The following is an 18,363-nucleotide window of genomic DNA, read 5'->3' as shown; positions in this document are numbered from 1 at the left end:
CAGTGTGGCACAACGGGCGAAATTTCATACTTTTAGAGGATGCGAGACTCGTCCAGTTCCTTATAGATTCATCAAGGCTGCCTGATGTGGGCAGTACCCCCCCCCTGAGAGAATCCGGAAAGGAACATCCCCATGAAACTGCTCAAGTCTCTAATGGCCAGCGCTGCTATGGCGACTATGCTCGTCAGCTTCGCTGTCACCCCGGCTGCGGCCTCGAATCAGAGCGAGGTCACCGACGAAAAACTGACGAGCATGCAAGGAGCCTCACCCTACGTCGAAGCCGACACCGAAGAAGAGGCCATGAAGAAACTCGACAAAATCGAGCAAGAGAACCCTGGTGGAATATCGGTTCAGGCCGCCAGTGTCCGGTTCGGGCCGTGCGTTCTATATCCAGAAAGCTTCCATACCAGGAAATCGAGCGGTCATAAGCACGGCGGGGTCAAACCAGTCACCGTGTGCACGAAGAAGGTAACTGGGATCAAGATGGCCTCCCAGCTGCGCTACAAGAACGCGTTGATGTGGGTGAAAACCGGTGTACAGATACCGCAAACTGCGACCGACAAGGACCTGAAGCCTGGAAAGTACCGGTACAAAAAGAAGGACTGGGTCGTTAAGTTCCAGCAAACGAACATGGAATACAAGTGCAAGGGGACCAAGAGCCACAAGTGGTCTGCGAGCACGATCGGGCGTCTGCGCTATCAAGGTCGAACACTGTGGGCGCGGGTATACGCATCGCCAATCAGTGCAGAATGCGGACCACACTAACTGACAGGATGCGAGACTTAACCAATGAGTAAGCAGAAGTTGTACCTACTGTTCGCTGAACAGACGTCTCCATTCGATCCAGACGAAAAGATCGATCCGCTGGTCGGCATATTTAGCGATGAGGCCGAGTGCGAACGAATCGAAAGGGAACAAACGGGCTACAAGATCAGCTGGGAGGAACGGGACGTCGAGGATGCAGGTGAACACACGATCGAGCCCGGCGACACCGTTTACGCCTACCACTACATGGCAACTTACAGGCCGACACCAGATGGTGGGGAAGCCATCGAGGTTCTGAGCGACGCCGCAGTAGAAGATGTCTTCTTTCAGGAGGAGAACGCCCGGAAGATGCTTGAAGTCGGCGACCTCCAGGTGATCACGGTCGGCGAACTTCGGCTGAACGGCGACTTTCAGATCATCGAAAGCTAACACACCAGAGTAATCTCCACCTCGAGGAGTGGCCCACGCAAACGCGGTCGGGCCACTCTTCTTTTGTCACCCGCGTGTCGCCCCTGGTAACTCTCCCGTGCCTGCCCACAAGCTTCGGGCATGATCGTCAGACACCTCAATGCAAGCGACCTCGGCAAAACCGTCACCCTGCCGACCCTCGCAGCCCTCGGCCGATGCCGAAGCGGCACACTCCACTCCTTCACCCTCGAAACCGCCACCGACACTAGCACCCTCCGCGTCGGCGACCACCTCCACTCGGTACCCAACGACGCGACCGTGTACGTCACCACCGAAGTGAGCGGACTCTGATGGTCGACAAAACCGGTTGGGATCCGGAGAAATGCCAAGCCACGTCGAAGAAGCGCGGCGACCAGTGCAAGAACTACCCCGTCCGCGGCCTCCGCGTATGCCTCCGCCACGGCGGGGGATCGAAGAAAGCCCGCGCCGCAGCCACCCGCAACCTCGAGCATGAGAAACTCACCTGCGTCGCCCGCAGGCTCGGCACACCCCACGAGCACCTCGACCCCGCGCAGGCGCTCCTCGACCTCGTCGCATCCAAAGCCGGCGAAGTCGAATGGCTCAGGCATCAGGTGGAGTTGCTCGAAACCGATGGGGACCTGTGGTGGGGTGAAACGAAGGTCGTCGGCAAGGACAACCCGGAGTTCGGGGAACAGTTCGAACGTACCGAGGAGGCCCGCCAGCACGTCGTGTACACGCTGCTGCACAAAGCGCAGGACCAACTCGCCAGGTACGCGGCTGAGACGTTGAAGGCCGGCGTCGACGAACGCCAGGTCAAGCTGGCAGAGCAGACGGGCGCCCAGTTCGAAACCGTCCTCACGTCCCTCCTCATCGCTATCCAAGCCACACCGGAGCAAATGCAGACTGCGGCGACTGAGATCCCGCGGATCCTCCGCAACCTCGCAGGGGGAGGCAACTGACCATCCAACAGGTGATGGCACAACGTCAACGCCTCTTCCGCGCCGCGGGACTCCTCGCACTCGAATACGACCGTCTCGGCCGCACACCGGACGGTTGGGCTATCGCCCATCACCAAGAGGTCATCGCAACTGAGGCGATCGAGCAGGCCGAAAACATGGCGGCAACCGGGGCAATGCGATGGACTCACGCGGCCAGCATGATCGCCGAAAGGCTGGAAGAGAACGTGCAAGGACTACAGGAAGTGAACACGCCATGAGTTACGACATAAACGCAGGCGGGGAGTGGTTCAACTACACCTCGAACATGCACCGGTTCTTCACCGACTTCGGAGCTTACCCCGGCGACTGGGCAGGGCAGAACAGGCATGAAGTTGCCGACAAGCTCGACGTGGCGATCAAGCAGATCGAATCCAACGACCTCGACGCCCTCAAGGTCGAGTACGACGCGCCCAACGGCTGGGGTGAGGTCGGAAGCGCGACCCAGTTCCTCCACGATTTGCGCGACGCCTGCCGCAGAGAGCTGCCCGACACTGTGGAGGTGTCGCGATGACCGATAACCCGTGGCTGCCGATCGACTCCATGCCACTATCCACAGTCGGAACGAAGGTGGACGTGCGCGAAGATGAGCGCGCCCACACGGGTGTCAAAGTCACCGGTATCCGATACGAACGTGAAGTCGTCGAAGAACAGATAATGTTCGGCGAAGCACCCAGCATCACCATCGGCCGCATCGCAGACTTCACCATCACCCACACCGCCGGAACCATCTGCGCCACCCTGGCGGTCGAATGGAGGCCACGTGACTGACCCATCCCCAGCTCAGCAGATCCGGAACCTCTGCGACCAAATTTCAGACCTCATCGAAACCATCGAACCTGCAGCGCCCGTCCCCACCTGCGGCGGGTCTGAAGGCGGGGGAGGAGCCGCGGCATCCAAAGCACCCATGACCGACAACATGGTCATCGCCCGCGATAACCTCAAACAGACCCTCACTTCCTGGGCGCTCCTCATCGTCGAAGAAGGCCACCATGAATATTCGGGCCGAGACGAAACCACAGCCATCGCCGCCTGGATCTACGGGTACGCCGACTGGATGGCCCACCACCCAGCATTCGACGACTTCATCACCGAAGTGGGCAACGACATGCGGGCCATCCACGATGAACTCAACCGACACATCGACGACCGACGCTTCTGCGGCTGGCACAACGGACACCCCGTCTACGCCCGCCACGACCAAGCCAGCGTCATCATCGACGGCACCACCTACACCCCACAAGAAGGCCAAGACAAACTCAAAGCCGGCATCGCCGACGTCGACCTCACCGCCAAAGAATGCGCCCTCGTCCTCACCCAAGTCCACGGCATCAAAACCACGGCGAAACAGATCCTCAAACTCCTCGAAGTCGACAACCGCAACCGAACCACCGGCACCCTCGGCCAGTACGAAGGACTCCACCCCGTCGGACGAAAAGGGCCCGGACCGAAATCACCCCTCCTATTCCGGTTCGAAGAAGTCCTCACCCGCAACCAACAGTCGGGATGTCGATCTGGACAAAAAGCAAGTTAGGGGATTAGCTATGCGGTAGATGGGTCGAAGTGTCTACGGGCACCGGTCCATCTTTCGCATTCCCGGGGTGTTTCGTCACTTTTCTACCCGCGGAATGCGACCCCACGCCCCTTGTTGAAGACGCGTTGCTGCTGGCTCCGAGGGGCACTCAAACCAACCCCAGCTGCCGGGCGTTCGCTACCGATGGTCGTTGCGGTTGCCGAGTTGCCGGAACTCGCACCCAAAACCGGCATCAACTTCATGGAAGTGCGCCGTGTCCGTTGACTAGAAGACGTGGCTTACTCGCCCCGTAGCTCGCCCCACGCGAACGAAGACTCAGCGACATAGTCCTGAAGATCGTCAAAGAACTGCTGCGCGACAAACTCAACTGTGTGATCGAACTCGTGCTCACGAACCCGAGGCTCGAACTCCTCGTCACCGACAGTAATTCGATAAACCAAATTGCGCGGTTCGATGGAATCTGGGACCAGCCGTGCATCGTCGATCTCACCGGGTTTGAAGATGCGCTCGACTGCCGGTCGCACCACTGATTCCATCAGCTTTTCGTCCGTGCAGTCATCAACATGTCGCTCATCGACCATTTCGCCAGTTTATTGCGTGAGTTTACGTTGCGGAATGTTTCCAACGTAGGAGGAGGCACCAATGAGCGTCGACTGGATGACGGCGCTCGCAGACAAACTCGAAGCACACAACGCCAACAACGCCGACGACACACCCGTCTGGGACACCCCCGGCGCCATGGCACAACACCTCGACCACCGCACCAAACAAACCCCAGCACTCGAACTCATCGACCAAAAACTCGTCGAAGCATTCAACACCCCAGACTCGCGGCTCATCATCTCCATGCCACCCCAGGAAGGCAAAAGCCAACGCGCATCACGCCGATTCCCACTCTGGGCACTCACCCAAAACCGTGACCTGCGCATCGCCATGGCCTCCTACGAAGCCCGCATCGCCGAACGCTGGGGCCGCGCAGTCCGCGACGACATCCGCCAAAACCCCGACATCGGCCTCACCATTCGCGACGACGTGTCAGCACAACGCGAATGGCAGCTCATCGGCCACGACGGCGGCATGTTCTCCACCGGTGTCGGCGGCGCTATGACCGGCCGCCCAGTCGACCTCCTCCTCATCGACGACCCCATCAAAGGCCGCGAACAAGCCGACAGCCCCGCCATCCGCGAAAAAACGTGGGAATGGTGGACCGACGTCGCCTTGTCCCGCCTCGCGCCCGGCGCACCCGTCATCATCATCCTCACCCGGTGGCACGCCGACGACCTCGCTGGCCGCCTCCTCGCGGAAGCCGACACCGACTGGGACTTCCTCAACATTCCCGCCCAAGCAGACCACCGTCCAGAACAGGGCGAGACCGACATTCTCGACCGTGAACCCGGCGAGTTCATGATCTCCGCCCGAGGACGCACCCTGGCCCAGTGGGAGTCCCGGATCGTCGGCAGGGCCGTGTACAGATGGAGCAGATCCCGGTTCGCTGGCAGGCGTGGGCGCCGGGTTAAGTGCTTGTGCCCGGCCTGACGGATATGGAAATAGCAGCGTTGGATGCGCGTGTCAGGCCACTGCTGCTTCACTGTGGCGTTGAGGGGGGGGTGCCGTCGATGATCGCGACTGTCGGGGCTGGGATACGGGTCAGCAGTGCTGTCCAGGACGCGGTGTTCTCGCGGTCGCACCATTGCCAGTCGATGACGTGGGTTTCGGTGTGGGTGATGAGGACGCACCAGCCGTTGAAGTAGGTGCCATCGAGCATGATCTGGTCGTGGATCCCGCCGTTGCGCGGTGGAGCTGGTTGGACGTTCCAGCACCATTGGGTGCGGCGGGTGAAGGTGCGAGTGCTGCGGGGCGAAGTCACCGCGTAGTTGAGGACTGGTCAGCCATGCGATGTGTCGGGCGAAGTCGGCCTTTCTCGTCGTGTCGGGCCTGGACTGGGTGGTTGAAGCACCACAGTGTTTGCATCGCCATCGTGTGCGACCGGAACTGGTCGTGCCGTTCTTGACGAGTTTGTAGGCGCATACACCACAGACGGGGTGATTCCTGGGATTGGACACTGAACATGCCTCCAGAGCATGTTCGACCTGTCCGTGTCCTACCGCTTGTTGGGAACGAGGCCCATCCCGTACACACTTTTTGCCTATAACCCGTACTAGGTCAAGAATGGCCCCACCGCCAATCGCGGTGGGGCCATTTTCTAGTTCGGCTTACGGTCCGATTCAGAGCTTCGCATCCTCCTGCGCATGAGCCTTGACGCTGAGGTTCGAGCTAATCGTCGCGTATGGCGCCAGAGCGTCACTGACCTCAAGAACACTATCCACTGGAACTGTTATCCGCATACGGGTCAACTTCCCGAGAAAACGCGCGTCAACGTAGAAGTCAAAAATGTTAGCTTGCAAGCTGAGCAACCGATCCGACGGAATGAACGACTCAACGGAGACTCGACCATCTTGGGAACTAATCGCGGCGGCCACGCGACCATATAAGTCGTGAGTACGCGACTTCCAAGCGATAGCTGCCCAATCGGGCAAAACGTCTCCATCCTCAATCTCAGCAACAATACGGAGTCCTTCAGCCGTCGACTTCGCCTCGAGCGCAGAAGCAGTTGCGACATGCTCCGTGCTGTTCCGCTTCGCGTTGAGAGCGCCCCGCAGTACATCTCCCCATTTCGGCACCATGCTGGTGGGCAGGTACTCCCGCGCCCGGGCAACCCCGGCACGACGCATTCGGATCAGTGTTTCGTCGTCAAGACTTGTGACGTGGTCGATGGTGGCTGCTAGCGCGTCAACATCACCACCTGGAACAAGGAACCCATTAACACCGTGGTCAATGATGGAAGACGGCCCGTAACGGATGTCATAGGCGATCGGGATGCACCCCGCAGCCATGCTTTCGATGAGGACGAGACCTTGACCCTCATACAGGCTCGGCAAAAGACTGAACGACGCCTCTTTGAAATGCTCCCGAGCCATTGAGTCATAACCCTGGAGTCGGACTCTGTCACTGACACCCAGAGATTCAATAAGTTTGTGGAGTTTCTGCTCGTCACGCTCATCGTAGGCGAACCCGTAGATATCGACGGTGGCGTTGTTCGATGTCGCTACAGCCCGGATAGTGTGGTCAATTCGTTTCTGCGCGGTCAAACGGCTGAGTTGGACACCGGCATATTTTGGCCTCGGCTGGGGATCTTCGACCACCTCGCCTTGATACATGTTTGAGAGAACAGCGAGATTGCCTGGGTTCAATTGGGTCGTGTCCAGGTCTCTTCGCTGGTCTTCGGTGAGTACGCCAATGACTTCATACCGGTCGGAGTTGACGATGATGTTCTTGTACCGGGGCGAGATCGAACTGTCGATCGCTCCGATCGGATCCGCCAGGTGGTAGTTGTGGAGTACCTGGGCTCTCACTACGTTCTTACGTTCATAGAAGCGCATGCGCGAGCCAATGCCAGGCGAGTCCAAGATGAGAACCGACTCCCTGTCTTTGATCACAAAGTCGAGCCATGCGAAGTACAGCTCAGACAGATTCGACCACTGTGCGAGTTGCTTGCCTCTCTTCGAAAACAAAGTGAACCGTTGGACTCGTTTCCCGTCGTTGCCAATCATTCGTTGATTGGACACCACCACAGTCCCGTTGCACCGAAAGTAGTCGGTGCCGCAGGTCTTTCCATCGTCGTCGGTTCGGTCGAGAAGTAGTTCTTTGGAACTTCGATTGAGTAGTGAGCTAGTATCGACCTCGAGCTGGGCATCAACATTTCCGCGTAGTTTGCGGAGGTCTTTCCCGCGCATTTTGCGGAGTTCGTCCCACATGTTCCGAATGACCACTAGCTTCGATATTCGGCCAGCCTTCATCAGCTGCTGCCTGCGGAGCTTCGGATCCATCAACGGATCCACCGTGAGGAACTCCATCTTCCTGCCCGTGATCTCAGCAAAAGAAAAGGTGCGCTGCAACGCAGCCATCGTAATGCCGCCATACTGTTCACCCACTGCCCAGGTCAATGTGTAGAACGGTAGGTCAGGAAGCGCGGGTGAGGGGGTGCGGTTCATTCACTCTCCAACTGGAGATCTGCGAGGGGGATTCCGAAACCATACGGGTATTCCACGTGATCGCTGGCCCAACACAGGAGTGTTGATGAAATCGTTATGTGCGCATACTGCGCATACTGCGCGTACTGCGCGCATCGCGATGGCGGGTCGGACAATTGATGGTGCTCGCTCTACTAGGAAGCTGTACAAGCTGCATTCGGCGTTATCCTCGGTGTGGTCTCAAGTCGTCTCAATGCGAGAGTTCACTGAAGCTTGAAATCGAGCACCTGCTTTTCTCCCAGGTCACCTGCAACCCGCCCGTCTTCCTCTGGGCGGGTGGAGCTAGGGCATGTCTCCTTTAGTGGCGGAGCGATGTCAGGATCGCGCTGATCACGACGGCTGCTCGATAGGTGATGGCGAGCTTGTCATACCTCGTCGCTAACCCTCGCCACTGCTTGACGTTGGCAAACGAACGCTCAACGGCATCGCGCCTCCGAGAGACACCGGCGTCGAACGCCGGCGGTCGTCCACCTTTGCTGCCGCGCTTCTTCCTTGTAGCGATCTGGTCTTTCTCCTCCAGGATCACCGCCCGGATGCCGCGAGAACGCAGGTATTCGCGGTTGCCTTTGGACTCGTAAGCTCGATCCGCCAGAACGGCGTCCGGACATGTGCGGGGACGACCACCACCAGCCCGCGGTACTCGGATATCAGCCATCACCTGCGGCAGGATCACCCCGTCATGGCGCTGTCCGCCAGTGACCACGACAGCCAAAGGTCGACCTTTACCGTCGACGGCATGGTGGATCTTCGTCGTCAGCCCACCACGCGAACGACCGATGCTGTGCCCCGCCGGCTCGCACTCCGAATCAGGCAGATTCTTGTAGTTCGATGTAGCCCCCTGTGTCCTGGTCAGGGCGCGTCGTGTTCGTTGCGTGCTGGTGAGCACGGTTGATGGTGCCGTCGATGGAGACATTCCAATCGATGTCACCGGCAGCATCAGCATCGGAAAGCACCTGGGCCACCACTCGGTCCCAGGTGCCGTCGGCGGCGTAGCGGCGGTGGCGTTTCCATACCGTCTGCCAGGGCCCGAACTGCTCACGGGGCAGGTCGCGCCAAGCGATACCGGCCCGGTAGCGGTAGACGTTTCCTTCGACGATTCGACGGTTGTTCTCATACGGACGGGCTCTCTTTCCGACGTCCGAGGGCAGGAGTGGTTCGATCCTCGCCCACCGCTCATCGGTGAATACTCGGTGTCGTTGCTGTGTAGTTACGCCTCCACCGTGGCAGTCCTGGAATGGCCAATAGAGGAGACACGCCCTAGTTCGAACTGGAGATGTAGGCCTGGAATCACTTCGAGTACGTTGACGTCTTTGGTTACATCCCCGGTGATCGCGACGCGATAGGCGGTCGTGGCACCGTTGCGGAGAGTGCACTTGTCGTTGCCTTACCGAACCAGTTCCATGGCTCGCTCCTGCGGTAGGCTTGGGCGACGATTATAGCGAGCGTAGCTGGGAGTCGAGGGCTTAGTTGAAATCCTTGGCAGCTACCTTCGGCAATCTGCAGTAACTGAGGGGCACCCATCTGATGGCAAGTCATAATATTCCAGAGCTCCTCATGCGCACTCATGAGATCAGGGCACATCAATCGTCGCAATCACCTGGTGTTGCATGGGTGAAAACGAATGCACAGCATGAAGAGCTCAACTTGGTTCTGTGGTCGACTCCAAAGCGCATCGACGGAACGATCGAAGTGTTCGGACGCCTGCCAACACTCTGGCATTCTTGGCCGAACCACCCTCAGTACAACATCGAGCGCGAGCTAGAGGAGCGGGGTCTTCTCTTCGTAGAAGAGGAACCTGTGATGGTGGCAGATCTGCGATCAGCAGTTGACCTCGTCTACTATCAGCCGTGGATGCAGGTAAGAGTCGCTGAGACCGAAGCTGATCTTGCAGAGTGGGCTCGCGTATGGACTGGGAGCCGCCCGAGTGATCGGTTGCTGAGTGCGATCGCTCCATTCGGTATTGGGCCCGATCGTACAGTCGTCCATCTGTTAGCAGACGTTCATGGTCAGCCCATTGCCTGTAGTGCGATAGCGCTTGCCGGCGATGTCGCCGCTATTGAACATGTGGTCACAGTGGAAAACTATCGGCGGCAGGGTGTCGGAGCCGCCATGACTAAAGCAAGCATCGAATGCGCAAGAGACCGAGGTGCCCATACCGCTGTTCTCACCGCATCGCCAGAGGGCGAAGGAATCTACCGTCGCCTGGGGTTCGCGGAGGTCGACCGAGTCCGGCGATTCCGAGATCCGATCCAACTCTGAGTTGAGCCTTGGCTTGCCCCATGTTCTCAGACCCAGCCAGGCGGGCGGAGCATGGCTGTTTCTTGAAGATGTGTGGAGGAAAGGGGAAGCCCATCAGCTCTCAGCCGCGTTCTTCTCCATATATTTGAGCGCGATCGGGCATGTCACAGTCACCTTCAGCCATCGGCCGCGAGCATCTTCCAGAGCCCGTTTCATGATTTCCTGGCAGTGGACATCCTTGTCGATGTCCTCGATCGCTTCACAGTAGACGAACATGACGTCGTTGGCTTCGTCGTCGATCTTGTAGTGCAGCGAAGCGACCAGCCTGCCCGGCAAGTAAAGGTCGAACTTTGAAGCTTCCTGGTTGTTGAGCATCGTGTACACGAGACGTACTCCTCCTATGGATTTATCAAAGATCTGCTTGGAAGAAGACTTTAAGCAGGGGACCGCGTCTGCTCAATAGTTCTTCTCCATTCGTCTCGAAACCCGGCGCATAATAGAACGTATGATCGAATACGAGGACCAAGGTACTGCGACGTGGCGCTACTGGCAGAAGATCCGCAACGCCGCCGGCGCCCGCGGTTCGTACCGGGATCGCCCGCCGATGCGGGTGCGTGCTCGTGTCGTGTTCGAGCGTGACGGTGAAGTGTGGCTCGACGGTACGGCGACCCGCCTCGGATTCGACGGTGCGATCTTCGTTGAGCTCAAGGATCGTCGGGTCCAGGTGATCGGCGTATGGCTGATGCAGGATGATGTGTGGTGGCCGGGGAAGTGACACGGAAATGACACGTTTTAACCTGGAATCGCGCACTTCAGTAGCCGTGTGGATCTCGCGTTCAGATTGAGTATTGTCCCTGGTCATAAGGTCTTTTCGTCTGCTTTCACCGCCTTTCTTGTCCGCCGTAGTTTCGACCTAGTTAGAATCGTGAGGTCGGGGGATCGAGTCCCCCTCCCGCTACCGATCAACTCCCTCATCAGGATGATGAATCCGATGGGGAGTTTCTGTATTCGGGAACTCCCCGAGACGGTATTGCGCGACTCCTTCCGGCCGTGCCACTCTTGCCGAGTGAAGCACACAATGACTCTCGATTTCACCAGCGAAGCCCACGCACTTGCCGATGACCTGCGCGAACTGCGCCGCGACCTCCACCGGGACCCTGAAATAGGACTCGATCTGCCGAAGACCCAACGTCGGATCCTCGATGCCCTAGAAGGGCTGCCGCTTGAGATCACGCTCGGACAGGAGCTCAGCTCGATCATCGCCGTCCTGCACGGAGCGCTCCCCGGCCCGACGGTGCTCCTGCGCGGGGATATGGACGCACTGCCCGTCGACGAGGCGACCGGAGTCGACTTCGCATCGACGAATGGAAACATGCATGCCTGCGGGCATGATCTCCACGTTTCAGGACTCGTCGGAGCCGCGAAGCTGCTGTCCGCTCATCAGTCCGAGCTGAAGGGCACGGTGGCCTTCATGTTCCAGCCCGGTGAGGAGGGAATGGGCGGGGCGAAGATCATGCTCGAAGAAGGAATGTTCGACACCATCGGCCAGAAGCCCGATGCGGCTTACGCGATCCATGTGGCACCGGGGGCGCCGGGAACCTTCGTGACCAGACCGGGCACGATCATGGCCGGGGCGAATACGCTGCACGTGACGATGCACGGCAGCGGAGGTCACAGCTCGCGACCGGAAGATGCTGACGACCCGGTGCGTCCGATTCTCGAACTCGGACAGGCGCTGCAATCGATGGTCACCGGATCATTCAGCGTGTTCGACCCCATCGTCGCCCAAGTGACGCAGTTGGAAGCAGGGGAGGCCGTCAATGTCATCCCCGCCTCGGCGAAGCTCGGAGCCTCGGTCCGCACGCTCTCCCACGAGTCGACGCGAAGGTTCCCCGAGCGGGCCACACAGTTGGCGGAGTCGATTGCGGCCGCACACGGGTGCACGGCCGAGGTGGTGTGGACCGAGCAGTATCCCGTCACGGTGAACGACGGCGGCGAAGCTGACTTCGCCCTGAGAGTGCTGGCCGATCGTTTCGGTGCCGAGCGGGCACTGCAGGTGCCGGACCCGCTCATGGGGTCCGAGGATTTCTCCTTTGTGCTCGAGCAGGTGCCCGGTGCTTTCGTGTTCTTCTTCGTGACACCCGAAGGCATCGATCCGAGGTCGGCGGCGACGAACCACTCGCCGGAAGTCCAGTTCGACGATGCGCACCTGCCCGACCAGGCTGCGGCGCTCGCAACCCTGGCCTGGGAGCGGTCACTGCGCGGATGATCACAGCGAGGCCGACGACAACTGGTTCATCCCACTTCCACGGGCCGGGGTATGGTCATCAGCCGATTCGGCGCCTACTCTCGAAGTGACTGTTCGACCGAAGTGGGAGATCGACGATGATCAGCACAGAACTGTCCGACTGGCTCCTCGACTCGGACCCGGCCCTGCGCTGGCAGGTCGAACGTGACCTGCTCGGAGCAGAGGAGACGGCCTGGCAGGAGACCCGCGCACGCGTGGAACACGAAGGCTTCGGCGCAGAGCTGCTGGCCCATCAAGACCCGGACGGACAATGGGCAGGCGGCGCTTTCTTCCCCTCCGACTTCGCATTCGACGACGACGGATCACAGCCGTGGACGGCGACGACGTGGGCTCTGAAGGACCTGCGCGATTGGGGACTGACCGCCTCGGCGTTGGAGGGAACGGCAGAGAAACTCGAATCCGCACGCTGGGAATATGAGAACCTGCCCTACTGGGGCGGTGAGGTCGACGTGTGCATCAATTCCTGGACGCTGTCGAATGGCCTGTGGCTTGGCGCCGATGTCGACGGCATCGTCGACTGGTTCCTGGGCCACCAGCAGTCCGACGGCGGATGGAACTGCGAATGGATCGAAGGTTCGAAGGTCTCGTCGTTCCACTCCACCCTCAACGCCCTCGTCGCGCTGCTCGACTACCAGCTGGCTAGGGACGACGCCGCACGTGTGCAGGAGGCCCGAGCCAGGGGAGAGGAGTACCTGCTGTCGCGGGACCTATTCCGCACGCGCAGCACCGGTGATCCTTTCGACGGTCGTGCCCTCGCGCTGTTCCACCCCCGCCGCTGGTTCTACGGAATCCTGCCCGCACTCGACTACTTCCGCGAATCGACGAGCGCGGACGGAACCGCCCCGGACCCGCGAATGGAGGAAGCAATCGGGATGATCAGGGACAGACGCTCCGCCGACGGCACCTGGACTCAGGACCATCGCCTCGACGGCGACGTCTGGTTCCATGCCGACGCTCCGGTCGGCGAACCCTCGAAATGGGTGACCCTGCAGGCCCAGCGAGTCCTCGACTGGTGGGACGGAACACAAACCGACTGAGCATCCACAGCCGCGGCCCAGAAACGCCACAGTCCCACGCCAGAGCCGGTCACCACGATGGTGTCATCACACATCATCGAAGGCAGGACAGCTCACGGCTCTCGTACCCGAACCGGACCCCAAAGGACCCGCCTACGAAGGCAGACTCCTCGACCGTCCCGACGAGGAGGTCGTCGACCAAGGCTCCTCCTTCGACATCCGCACCCTCTTCAGCCGACGAGGAGTCCTCGAGCTCGTCGGCGCCGGCGTCGGCACCATGGCCCTGGCCGCCTGCACCTCCGGGGCCGCGGGATCGACGAAATCGAGTTCGACCGGCAGCGGATCGGTCACCGAGACTTCGAGGTCTACCCGGACGTCGATTTGATCGTCGATGCCGAGAACGCCATCGTCACCGGCGTCGCCTTCGTCCTCCCGGTCTTCCTCGTCGTCCTCAACTTCATCGGCCTGCTCTCTGCGGGATCGATCGCGCAGGCCTGGCGAGTAGCCATCGTGGCCATCGTGGTCTTCGCCGCACTGATCACCCCGGCCGCCGACGTGCTCTCGATGTTCTTCGACGCGGCCCCGATGACGTTGCTCTTCCTCGCTGAAATCGTCATCGGCCCACAGGGGCTGACCTACTACGCGCAGAAGCCCGGCGAGTTCGCCCGCCTGCTCCGTGCCCAGGTCGACACAGCGCGGTCTCGGGCCGCTGAATCTATCGGCGCCGAGGACTGGAGAACCCTTGATCCACGACGATACGATCCGCGCCAGATCATCTGAGAGGCCCTGGACGAACCGGGCAGCGCCCGGAGCTCGGAGACTGAGGCCCCGGGTTCGACGGAGCGTTCCGAACGTGCCGTGGACGGGGAGAGCCGATCACTCGCCGAGGCGGCCGGCAGCTTTGTCATCACCGGTTCGTCCGGACATCCGCGGAGACGATTCGTCGCCCGCACGGACGAAGGTCGTACGGGCGACGATGAGTGTGCAGTCGCAATCTCAGGAACCAATCGATGACCGGGGGAGGGGCCGCCTCGGTGATCAGTCCTTGAAGTCGAAGTCTTCCTTGTCGATGCCGGGGAACATGAGTTCGTACTTGATCATCTGATCCTTGTGATCGACGATCTTCACGGTGCCGAAGTACTTCTTCCTTCCTTTGTATGCGTCCTTGTCCTTGACGGTGACCTGGCACGATTTGAAGCCGTACCACTCTCGCAGCTCCATATCGGAATCGCACTTGGCTTCCTTGACCTTCCAATCGAGCTTGTTCTCGAACAGGTCGATGAGGTCGGCCTCGATCGACGATGCGGGCACGATGCCGTTGCCCTTCTTGTCGATCTTCATCCCGTCGTCGCTGGCCCAGTTCGTCGTCTTCGCGGCATCGGCGAACGGGTCGGTGGACTTCGTGTCTGTCGGCTCCGCCTCGGCGGGTTCGGATCCCGGGGCGTCGGCCTCTTTCGATTCGACGGCTCCTCCGCCGAATCCGCCTTCTTCGGTCTGAGCGGCCTCGGACTTCTGATCCTCGGCGGGCTTGTCCCCTCCGGAGCCTCCGCAGGCGGTCAAGGACAAGGCGAGAACGGTTCCAGCGGCCACCGTCAGCAGGTGGGGCATCCAGGTGGACCGGCGAATCGGGGTCATCGTGTTTCTCCTTCGCGCTCTGGCGATCACAAGCGTTGTCGATACACCACGATTCTGTCACGGTCGGTTGCCGCGAACCCGGGTTCGGTGTGCGGATCCGGCGACACCTGTGGCGATTCGGGCACATCCGCACCGGGAGATGGCCCCGAATCCGGTGGCGGGAGGGAGCCGGATCCAACCTGCTCCGCGGCGACCGGCTCCGGCTACTCCGCGGCGAGGGAGTTGACGGCCTTCGCGAGAGCCTCGAATGCGCGGATCGTCGGGAACAGCTTCGTCGCATCCTGCGGCAGCCCCCAGCTCGAGAGCTTGACGCCGAGGACGTTGGCACCCGGGTTCATATAGATCATCTGCCCGTGGATGCCGAGGGCGAGGAACGCATGAGAATCGGGGAACGGGAACCAGAACTGGTTGTGATACGCCCCGCCCGGCATTCGATTGTCTCCGGGCCCATCGGCAAACGCCTGACGCACATCCTCGGAGGTGGTCAGCGTATCGCCGATCCACGTCGTCGGCGCCACCTGCTGTCCGGTCAGCGACTGCCCGCGGTTGGTGTAGACGTAGCCGAATCGGGCGAGATCACGCAGAGTAGTATTGATTCCGCCGTCGAACATGCCGACCCCGTACTGGTCAGTGGCGATGATCGCGTCCTGTTCGGCGCCGATCCGAGACCACAGCACCCGCGACATGAGCGACTGCATGCGCTCGCCGGCGATCTTCTCGCACACCCATCCGAGCACATCGGTCTCGCACGACCGGTATTCGAAGACCCCGCCGTGCCCGGACTTCGCCTCCAGGGTGGTGAGGAACTCGTACATGCCGATGCCCGGGTTCTCCCGCTTCGCCTCGGACCAGCCGATCGACTCTTCGATCTGCCGGACCTCGGACTTCGGGTCGAGGTAGTCCTCGGAGAAGCGGATGCCCGAACGCATATCAAGGACATGGCGCACGGTTGCACCGGCGTAGCCGGACTCGGCGAGTTCGGGCACATAGTCGGAGACGAGGCGGTTCGGGTCGAGGTCCCCCGAACCGGCGAGAACCCCGGCGACAGTGCCGACGAGCGATTTGGACACCGACATGAGCAGATGCTCGGTCGACGCGGTCATCTCCCCGAAGTACTCCTCGGTGAGCACGGTCCCGTTGTGCATGAGCAACCAGGCATCCGTGTCGGTGGATTCGATGACGCTGCGGACGCTGCGGGCCTCCGAGTACTCCGTCGCGGGAACCTCGACCTCGCCGAGATCCTGCGGATCGGCAGGCAGCTCGGCCACCGGACCGGTGCCCCGAGAGATCGGCGTCGTGGGAAGGACCCGTGCGACGTTCTGGAACGACCAGCGCACATTGTCGGGATCCTGCCAGTTGTCCCGGTCGATTCCGGCCGCCGGATCGACGGGAGCCGATGGGGTCACGGGCTGGTCCGGCGGGGGAGTGGCCGCGGTCTGTTCCGGTGACGGTTCGATCACTCTTCACCTCTGATTCTCGCATCAATCTGTCCGCGGAACGGCTCCGCGGGCGGCAGCTGGGAGCCGCCTCGGGTCGTGTTGAGATTATCACCGAGGCGGCTCCGCGTTTCGCGTATGTCTGCCCTTCGCGTATAAGGGAGCGGTGCCGGGCTCAGTCGCCTTTGGCTCCGGGCCCGCCGAGGGCCGGCGCCGGATCGTCGGCGACGACCGGAACTCCGGCGTACATCGCCCTGATCGAATCGATGAAGTGCTTGGCCCGGATGCTCAGCGCATCGGGTCCGCCGACGTTCGTCTGCAGCGGATTCTTCGTCACCAGGACCCCGAGGTCCGCGCCCTTCCACCGGTAGTCTCCGGCCCCGAAGATACGCAGGTAGAACACCTCGCTGCCGTTCTGCAGGGGGTGCCAGTCGAGTGCCGCACGTTTGTACGTCAGCGTCCCGTACTGGTCGAGATAGTACTGACCGGTCAGCGGGGAATGCGTGATGTACTCGGTGATCGGAGCCGTCTCCTTGATGATCATCTGGCTCCACTCGTCGGCGCCGGAGAGCTCCTCCCACCGCTCGTTGATCTCGGTGACGTCGAGGTCGAATTCGACGTCGAGGTATTCGAGCAGGTGGAACAGGAACAGAGGCACATCGGCATAGGCGCCTGCCGTGACGTTCGTGATCGCTGAGGCCCCGGAGATGCGCGGATTGAGCTCACCGAGGTAGCAGTCGTCGTTATCGAGATCGACGAGGACATCGACTTCGAAGAACCCGCGATAGCCGCGTTTGCGCAGACCTTCGCCCATCTTGCGCACGAGCTCACGGGTCTGCGCCCGCTGCTCTGCGTTGAGCACATCGGGTTTCATCTCGTTTCCGCACCAGCCGCCCTTGTATGGGGTGAGCTCGGCGAAGCCGGCCAGCTCTGTCAGATACGGACCGACGACGACACCACTGGAAGTAATGACCGCCTCGACGGCGACCGGAGTGTTGTTGATCCGCTTCATCACCTTCAGCTGCTCGCCGATGATGTCGTCCTTATGCGCCTCCCAGCCCGAGGCATCGGAAATGAAGAACGTCGTCTTCCCGGAATCGCCATACGGAGTCTGCACGACGAGATCCGTGCCCAGCCCTTCCTCGGCGGCTCGCTCCTTGAGCTCTTCATAGGTGTCAGCGGTGGTCAGCACGTTCGGGACGGAGAACGCACCGGCCTCATTGCCGAGCTTCGTCGTCTCGATCTTCGAATCGAGCTGATTGCGCAGGGCTGCCGACGGCAGGATGAGGTCGTAACCGAGCTCTCGGCAGATCCGCTCGGTCTCCTCATCGAAGAAGACCATCGCGACCTTGACTCGCTCACCATGAGGGACGTTGCGCGTCATATGGGCACGCACCTCGGCGTTGAGGAGCAGCCAATTGTTGATCGCCTCGCCCGATTCGAACTCGACATAGGGCTTGTAGCGCGGGGAGAAGACACGCGGATGTCCGCCGTCCCAGCCGTCGTAGTAGGTGATGTACGAGAAGTTGCGCACCCACCGGTCGAGACCGAGCAGGTTGAACGGAGTGGCTCCGACGAAGAAGATCGGGGTCTGATTCGTGCGGAAGAAGTGCCGGACCTCGGAGATGTTGCGCAGCGGTCGACGCAGTTGGACTCTGTCGGCTTCTCTGCCGGCGTAGGCGGCGTCGGTGGCCACTGCCACTTCGACCTGCGGCGGGTCGACGTCGGCGGGCGCCGGTGCCGGATCAGGACCGGCGGCTGCCGGTGCGGGCGCAGCGGGGGCGCCGGGACCAGGTGCGTGCGGTGAGGGGACCGCGACTGCGTCTTTGACTCGTGCTCCGGAGGCCACCGTCTGTGCCTCGTGGCTCTTCGGGTCAGCCCCCGGGGATTCGTTCGTCATCGCACTACTCCTTACC

22 protein-coding genes and 1 pseudogene are annotated in these 18,363 nt (G+C 60.9%); 14 read left to right on the top strand and 9 right to left on the bottom strand.

All coding sequences use genetic code 11. The features are described 5' to 3' along the window. The first annotated feature begins 132 nt into the window (after nucleotides 1–132). The 8 genes from D3I60_RS11090 to D3I60_RS11055 all read left to right on the top strand — a co-directional run bounded on the left by D3I60_RS11090 (nucleotide 133) and on the right by D3I60_RS11055 (nucleotide 3,723). Nucleotides 133–765, top strand: a complete 633-nt coding sequence (locus D3I60_RS11090; protein WP_262776327.1) for a hypothetical protein — start codon at nucleotides 133–135, stop codon at nucleotides 763–765. Nucleotides 766–789: 24 nt separating this feature from the next. Further along, the gene (locus D3I60_RS11085; protein WP_262776326.1) at nucleotides 790–1,194 is read left to right on the top strand and encodes a hypothetical protein; all 405 of its coding nucleotides are present in this window, start codon (nucleotides 790–792) and stop codon (nucleotides 1,192–1,194) included. Nucleotides 1,195–1,314: 120 nt separating this feature from the next. After that, nucleotides 1,315–1,524, top strand: coding sequence for a hypothetical protein (locus D3I60_RS11080; RefSeq protein WP_262776324.1), 210 nt, complete (start codon nucleotides 1,315–1,317; stop codon nucleotides 1,522–1,524). Further along, a complete protein-coding gene (locus D3I60_RS11075) occupies nucleotides 1,524–2,153 on the top strand; it encodes a hypothetical protein (RefSeq protein ID WP_262776322.1) in 630 nt (209 codons plus the stop codon). Before D3I60_RS11080 ends, D3I60_RS11075 begins: the two co-directional genes overlap by 1 nt. Nucleotides 2,154–2,164: 11 nt before the next feature. Next, nucleotides 2,165–2,410: a hypothetical protein gene (locus D3I60_RS11070; RefSeq protein ID WP_262776320.1), complete on the top strand. Its 246-nt coding sequence runs from the start codon at nucleotides 2,165–2,167 to the stop codon at nucleotides 2,408–2,410. Next, complete coding sequence (locus tag D3I60_RS11065; protein WP_262776319.1) at nucleotides 2,407–2,703, top strand: hypothetical protein; 297 nt, start codon at nucleotides 2,407–2,409, stop codon at nucleotides 2,701–2,703. The genes D3I60_RS11070 and D3I60_RS11065 overlap by 4 nt, the downstream gene beginning before the upstream one ends. Then, the gene (locus D3I60_RS11060) at nucleotides 2,700–2,960 is read left to right on the top strand and encodes a hypothetical protein (protein ID WP_262776317.1); all 261 of its coding nucleotides are present in this window, start codon (nucleotides 2,700–2,702) and stop codon (nucleotides 2,958–2,960) included. Before D3I60_RS11065 ends, D3I60_RS11060 begins: the two co-directional genes overlap by 4 nt. Before the next feature lie 136 nt (nucleotides 2,961–3,096). Then, nucleotides 3,097–3,723, top strand: coding sequence for a hypothetical protein (locus D3I60_RS11055; protein ID WP_262776315.1), 627 nt, complete (start codon nucleotides 3,097–3,099; stop codon nucleotides 3,721–3,723). Nucleotides 3,724–4,001: 278 nt separating this feature from the next. Here the strand turns inward: D3I60_RS11055 and D3I60_RS11050 are convergent, their stop codons facing one another. Further along, nucleotides 4,002–4,304 (bottom strand): hypothetical protein, encoded by a 303-nt coding sequence (locus D3I60_RS11050; RefSeq protein WP_262776314.1) that lies wholly within the window; start codon nucleotides 4,302–4,304, stop codon nucleotides 4,002–4,004. Nucleotides 4,305–4,365: 61 nt separating this feature from the next. Here D3I60_RS11050 and D3I60_RS11045 point away from each other — a divergent pair, with 61 nt between their 5' ends. Beyond that, a complete protein-coding gene (locus D3I60_RS11045) occupies nucleotides 4,366–5,259 on the top strand; it encodes a terminase large subunit domain-containing protein (protein WP_262776312.1) in 894 nt (297 codons plus the stop codon). A gap of 49 nt (nucleotides 5,260–5,308) precedes the next feature. On the opposite strand, the gene D3I60_RS11040 is transcribed toward D3I60_RS11045, so the two are convergent. The 4 genes and pseudogenes from D3I60_RS11040 to D3I60_RS11030 all read right to left on the bottom strand — a co-directional run bounded on the left by D3I60_RS11040 (nucleotide 5,309) and on the right by D3I60_RS11030 (nucleotide 8,974). Continuing rightward, nucleotides 5,309–5,590, bottom strand: a complete 282-nt coding sequence (locus tag D3I60_RS11040) for a hypothetical protein (RefSeq protein WP_262776311.1) — start codon at nucleotides 5,588–5,590, stop codon at nucleotides 5,309–5,311. A gap of 85 nt (nucleotides 5,591–5,675) precedes the next feature. Next, nucleotides 5,676–5,786: pseudogene (locus D3I60_RS19515) on the bottom strand (transposase-like zinc-binding domain-containing protein); the annotation flags it as partial. A 162-nt stretch (nucleotides 5,787–5,948) separates the two neighbouring features. Then, nucleotides 5,949–7,775, bottom strand: coding sequence for a glycosyltransferase (locus tag D3I60_RS11035; RefSeq protein WP_262776309.1), 1,827 nt, complete (start codon nucleotides 7,773–7,775; stop codon nucleotides 5,949–5,951). Between the two features lie 337 nt (nucleotides 7,776–8,112). Continuing rightward, a protein-coding gene (locus tag D3I60_RS11030; protein WP_440588573.1) for an IS5 family transposase occupies nucleotides 8,113–8,974 on the bottom strand; the annotation gives its coding sequence in 2 pieces (ribosomal slippage) (nucleotides 8,113–8,652 and nucleotides 8,654–8,974; 861 coding nt in all). A 364-nt stretch (nucleotides 8,975–9,338) separates the two neighbouring features. Here D3I60_RS11030 and D3I60_RS11025 point away from each other — a divergent pair. After that, a complete protein-coding gene (locus D3I60_RS11025; protein WP_262776308.1) occupies nucleotides 9,339–10,073 on the top strand; it encodes a GNAT family N-acetyltransferase in 735 nt (244 codons plus the stop codon). 93 nt (nucleotides 10,074–10,166) lie between these two features. On the opposite strand, the gene D3I60_RS11020 is transcribed toward D3I60_RS11025, so the two are convergent. After that, entirely contained in the window at nucleotides 10,167–10,436 is a 270-nt protein-coding gene (locus D3I60_RS11020) for an N-acetyltransferase (protein WP_262776306.1), read from the bottom strand. A gap of 121 nt (nucleotides 10,437–10,557) precedes the next feature. Here D3I60_RS11020 and D3I60_RS11015 point away from each other — a divergent pair, with 121 nt between their 5' ends. From D3I60_RS11015 to D3I60_RS11000, 4 genes are all read left to right on the top strand, one after another. Further along, a complete protein-coding gene (locus D3I60_RS11015) occupies nucleotides 10,558–10,827 on the top strand; it encodes a hypothetical protein (RefSeq protein WP_262776304.1) in 270 nt (89 codons plus the stop codon). Nucleotides 10,828–11,130: 303 nt separating this feature from the next. Further along, nucleotides 11,131–12,321 carry a M20 metallopeptidase family protein gene (locus D3I60_RS11010; protein WP_262776415.1) on the top strand — a complete coding sequence of 397 codons (1,191 nt, stop codon included), beginning with the start codon at nucleotides 11,131–11,133 and terminating at the stop codon, nucleotides 12,319–12,321. A gap of 116 nt (nucleotides 12,322–12,437) precedes the next feature. Beyond that, on the top strand, nucleotides 12,438–13,397 hold the full coding sequence (locus tag D3I60_RS11005; protein WP_262776303.1) for a squalene cyclase: 960 nt from the start codon (nucleotides 12,438–12,440) through the stop codon (nucleotides 13,395–13,397). Nucleotides 13,398–13,757: 360 nt separating this feature from the next. Then, the gene (locus D3I60_RS11000) at nucleotides 13,758–14,156 is read left to right on the top strand and encodes a twin-arginine translocase subunit TatC (RefSeq protein ID WP_262776302.1); all 399 of its coding nucleotides are present in this window, start codon (nucleotides 13,758–13,760) and stop codon (nucleotides 14,154–14,156) included. A gap of 258 nt (nucleotides 14,157–14,414) precedes the next feature. Here the strand turns inward: D3I60_RS11000 and D3I60_RS10995 are convergent, their stop codons facing one another. From D3I60_RS10995 to D3I60_RS10985, 3 genes are all read right to left on the bottom strand, one after another. Continuing rightward, nucleotides 14,415–15,011, bottom strand: coding sequence for a hypothetical protein (locus D3I60_RS10995; protein WP_262776301.1), 597 nt, complete (start codon nucleotides 15,009–15,011; stop codon nucleotides 14,415–14,417). A gap of 203 nt (nucleotides 15,012–15,214) precedes the next feature. Further along, on the bottom strand, nucleotides 15,215–16,471 hold the full coding sequence (locus D3I60_RS10990) for a serine hydrolase domain-containing protein (RefSeq protein WP_262776299.1): 1,257 nt from the start codon (nucleotides 16,469–16,471) through the stop codon (nucleotides 15,215–15,217). A gap of 151 nt (nucleotides 16,472–16,622) precedes the next feature. Then, on the bottom strand, nucleotides 16,623–18,347 hold the full coding sequence (locus D3I60_RS10985) for a biotin carboxylase (RefSeq protein WP_262776297.1): 1,725 nt from the start codon (nucleotides 18,345–18,347) through the stop codon (nucleotides 16,623–16,625). Nucleotides 18,348–18,363 lie beyond the last annotated feature (16 nt).

The organism is Brevibacterium permense (genome assembly GCF_025506275.1).
Lineage (GTDB): Bacteria > Actinomycetota > Actinomycetes > Actinomycetales > Brevibacteriaceae > Brevibacterium > Brevibacterium permense_A.
The sequence above is the reverse complement of the archived record's forward strand: the minus strand, read 5'-3'. Positions and strand labels throughout refer to the sequence as shown.

Coding starts and splice junctions, on each gene's coding strand:
- D3I60_RS11080 (WP_262776324.1), top strand. CDS start 1,315: ATGATCGTCAGACACCTCAATGCAAGCGACCTCGGCAAAACCGTCACC.
- D3I60_RS11075 (WP_262776322.1), top strand. CDS start 1,524: ATGGTCGACAAAACCGGTTGGGATCCGGAGAAATGCCAAGCCACGTCG.
- D3I60_RS11045 (WP_262776312.1), top strand. CDS start 4,366: ATGAGCGTCGACTGGATGACGGCGCTCGCAGACAAACTCGAAGCACAC.
- D3I60_RS11015 (WP_262776304.1), top strand. CDS start 10,558: ATGATCGAATACGAGGACCAAGGTACTGCGACGTGGCGCTACTGGCAG.
- D3I60_RS11055 (WP_262776315.1), top strand. CDS start 3,097: ATGACCGACAACATGGTCATCGCCCGCGATAACCTCAAACAGACCCTC.
- D3I60_RS10985 (WP_262776297.1), bottom strand. CDS start 18,347: ATGACGAACGAATCCCCGGGGGCTGACCCGAAGAGCCACGAGGCACAG.
- D3I60_RS10995 (WP_262776301.1), bottom strand. CDS start 15,011: ATGACCCCGATTCGCCGGTCCACCTGGATGCCCCACCTGCTGACGGTG.
- D3I60_RS11025 (WP_262776308.1), top strand. CDS start 9,339: ATGGCAAGTCATAATATTCCAGAGCTCCTCATGCGCACTCATGAGATC.
- D3I60_RS11005 (WP_262776303.1), top strand. CDS start 12,438: ATGATCAGCACAGAACTGTCCGACTGGCTCCTCGACTCGGACCCGGCC.
- D3I60_RS11050 (WP_262776314.1), bottom strand. CDS start 4,304: ATGGTCGATGAGCGACATGTTGATGACTGCACGGACGAAAAGCTGATG.
- D3I60_RS11090 (WP_262776327.1), top strand. CDS start 133: ATGAAACTGCTCAAGTCTCTAATGGCCAGCGCTGCTATGGCGACTATG.
- D3I60_RS11060 (WP_262776317.1), top strand. CDS start 2,700: ATGACCGATAACCCGTGGCTGCCGATCGACTCCATGCCACTATCCACA.
- D3I60_RS11085 (WP_262776326.1), top strand. CDS start 790: ATGAGTAAGCAGAAGTTGTACCTACTGTTCGCTGAACAGACGTCTCCA.
- D3I60_RS11010 (WP_262776415.1), top strand. CDS start 11,131: ATGACTCTCGATTTCACCAGCGAAGCCCACGCACTTGCCGATGACCTG.
- D3I60_RS11035 (WP_262776309.1), bottom strand. CDS start 7,775: ATGAACCGCACCCCCTCACCCGCGCTTCCTGACCTACCGTTCTACACA.
- D3I60_RS11065 (WP_262776319.1), top strand. CDS start 2,407: ATGAGTTACGACATAAACGCAGGCGGGGAGTGGTTCAACTACACCTCG.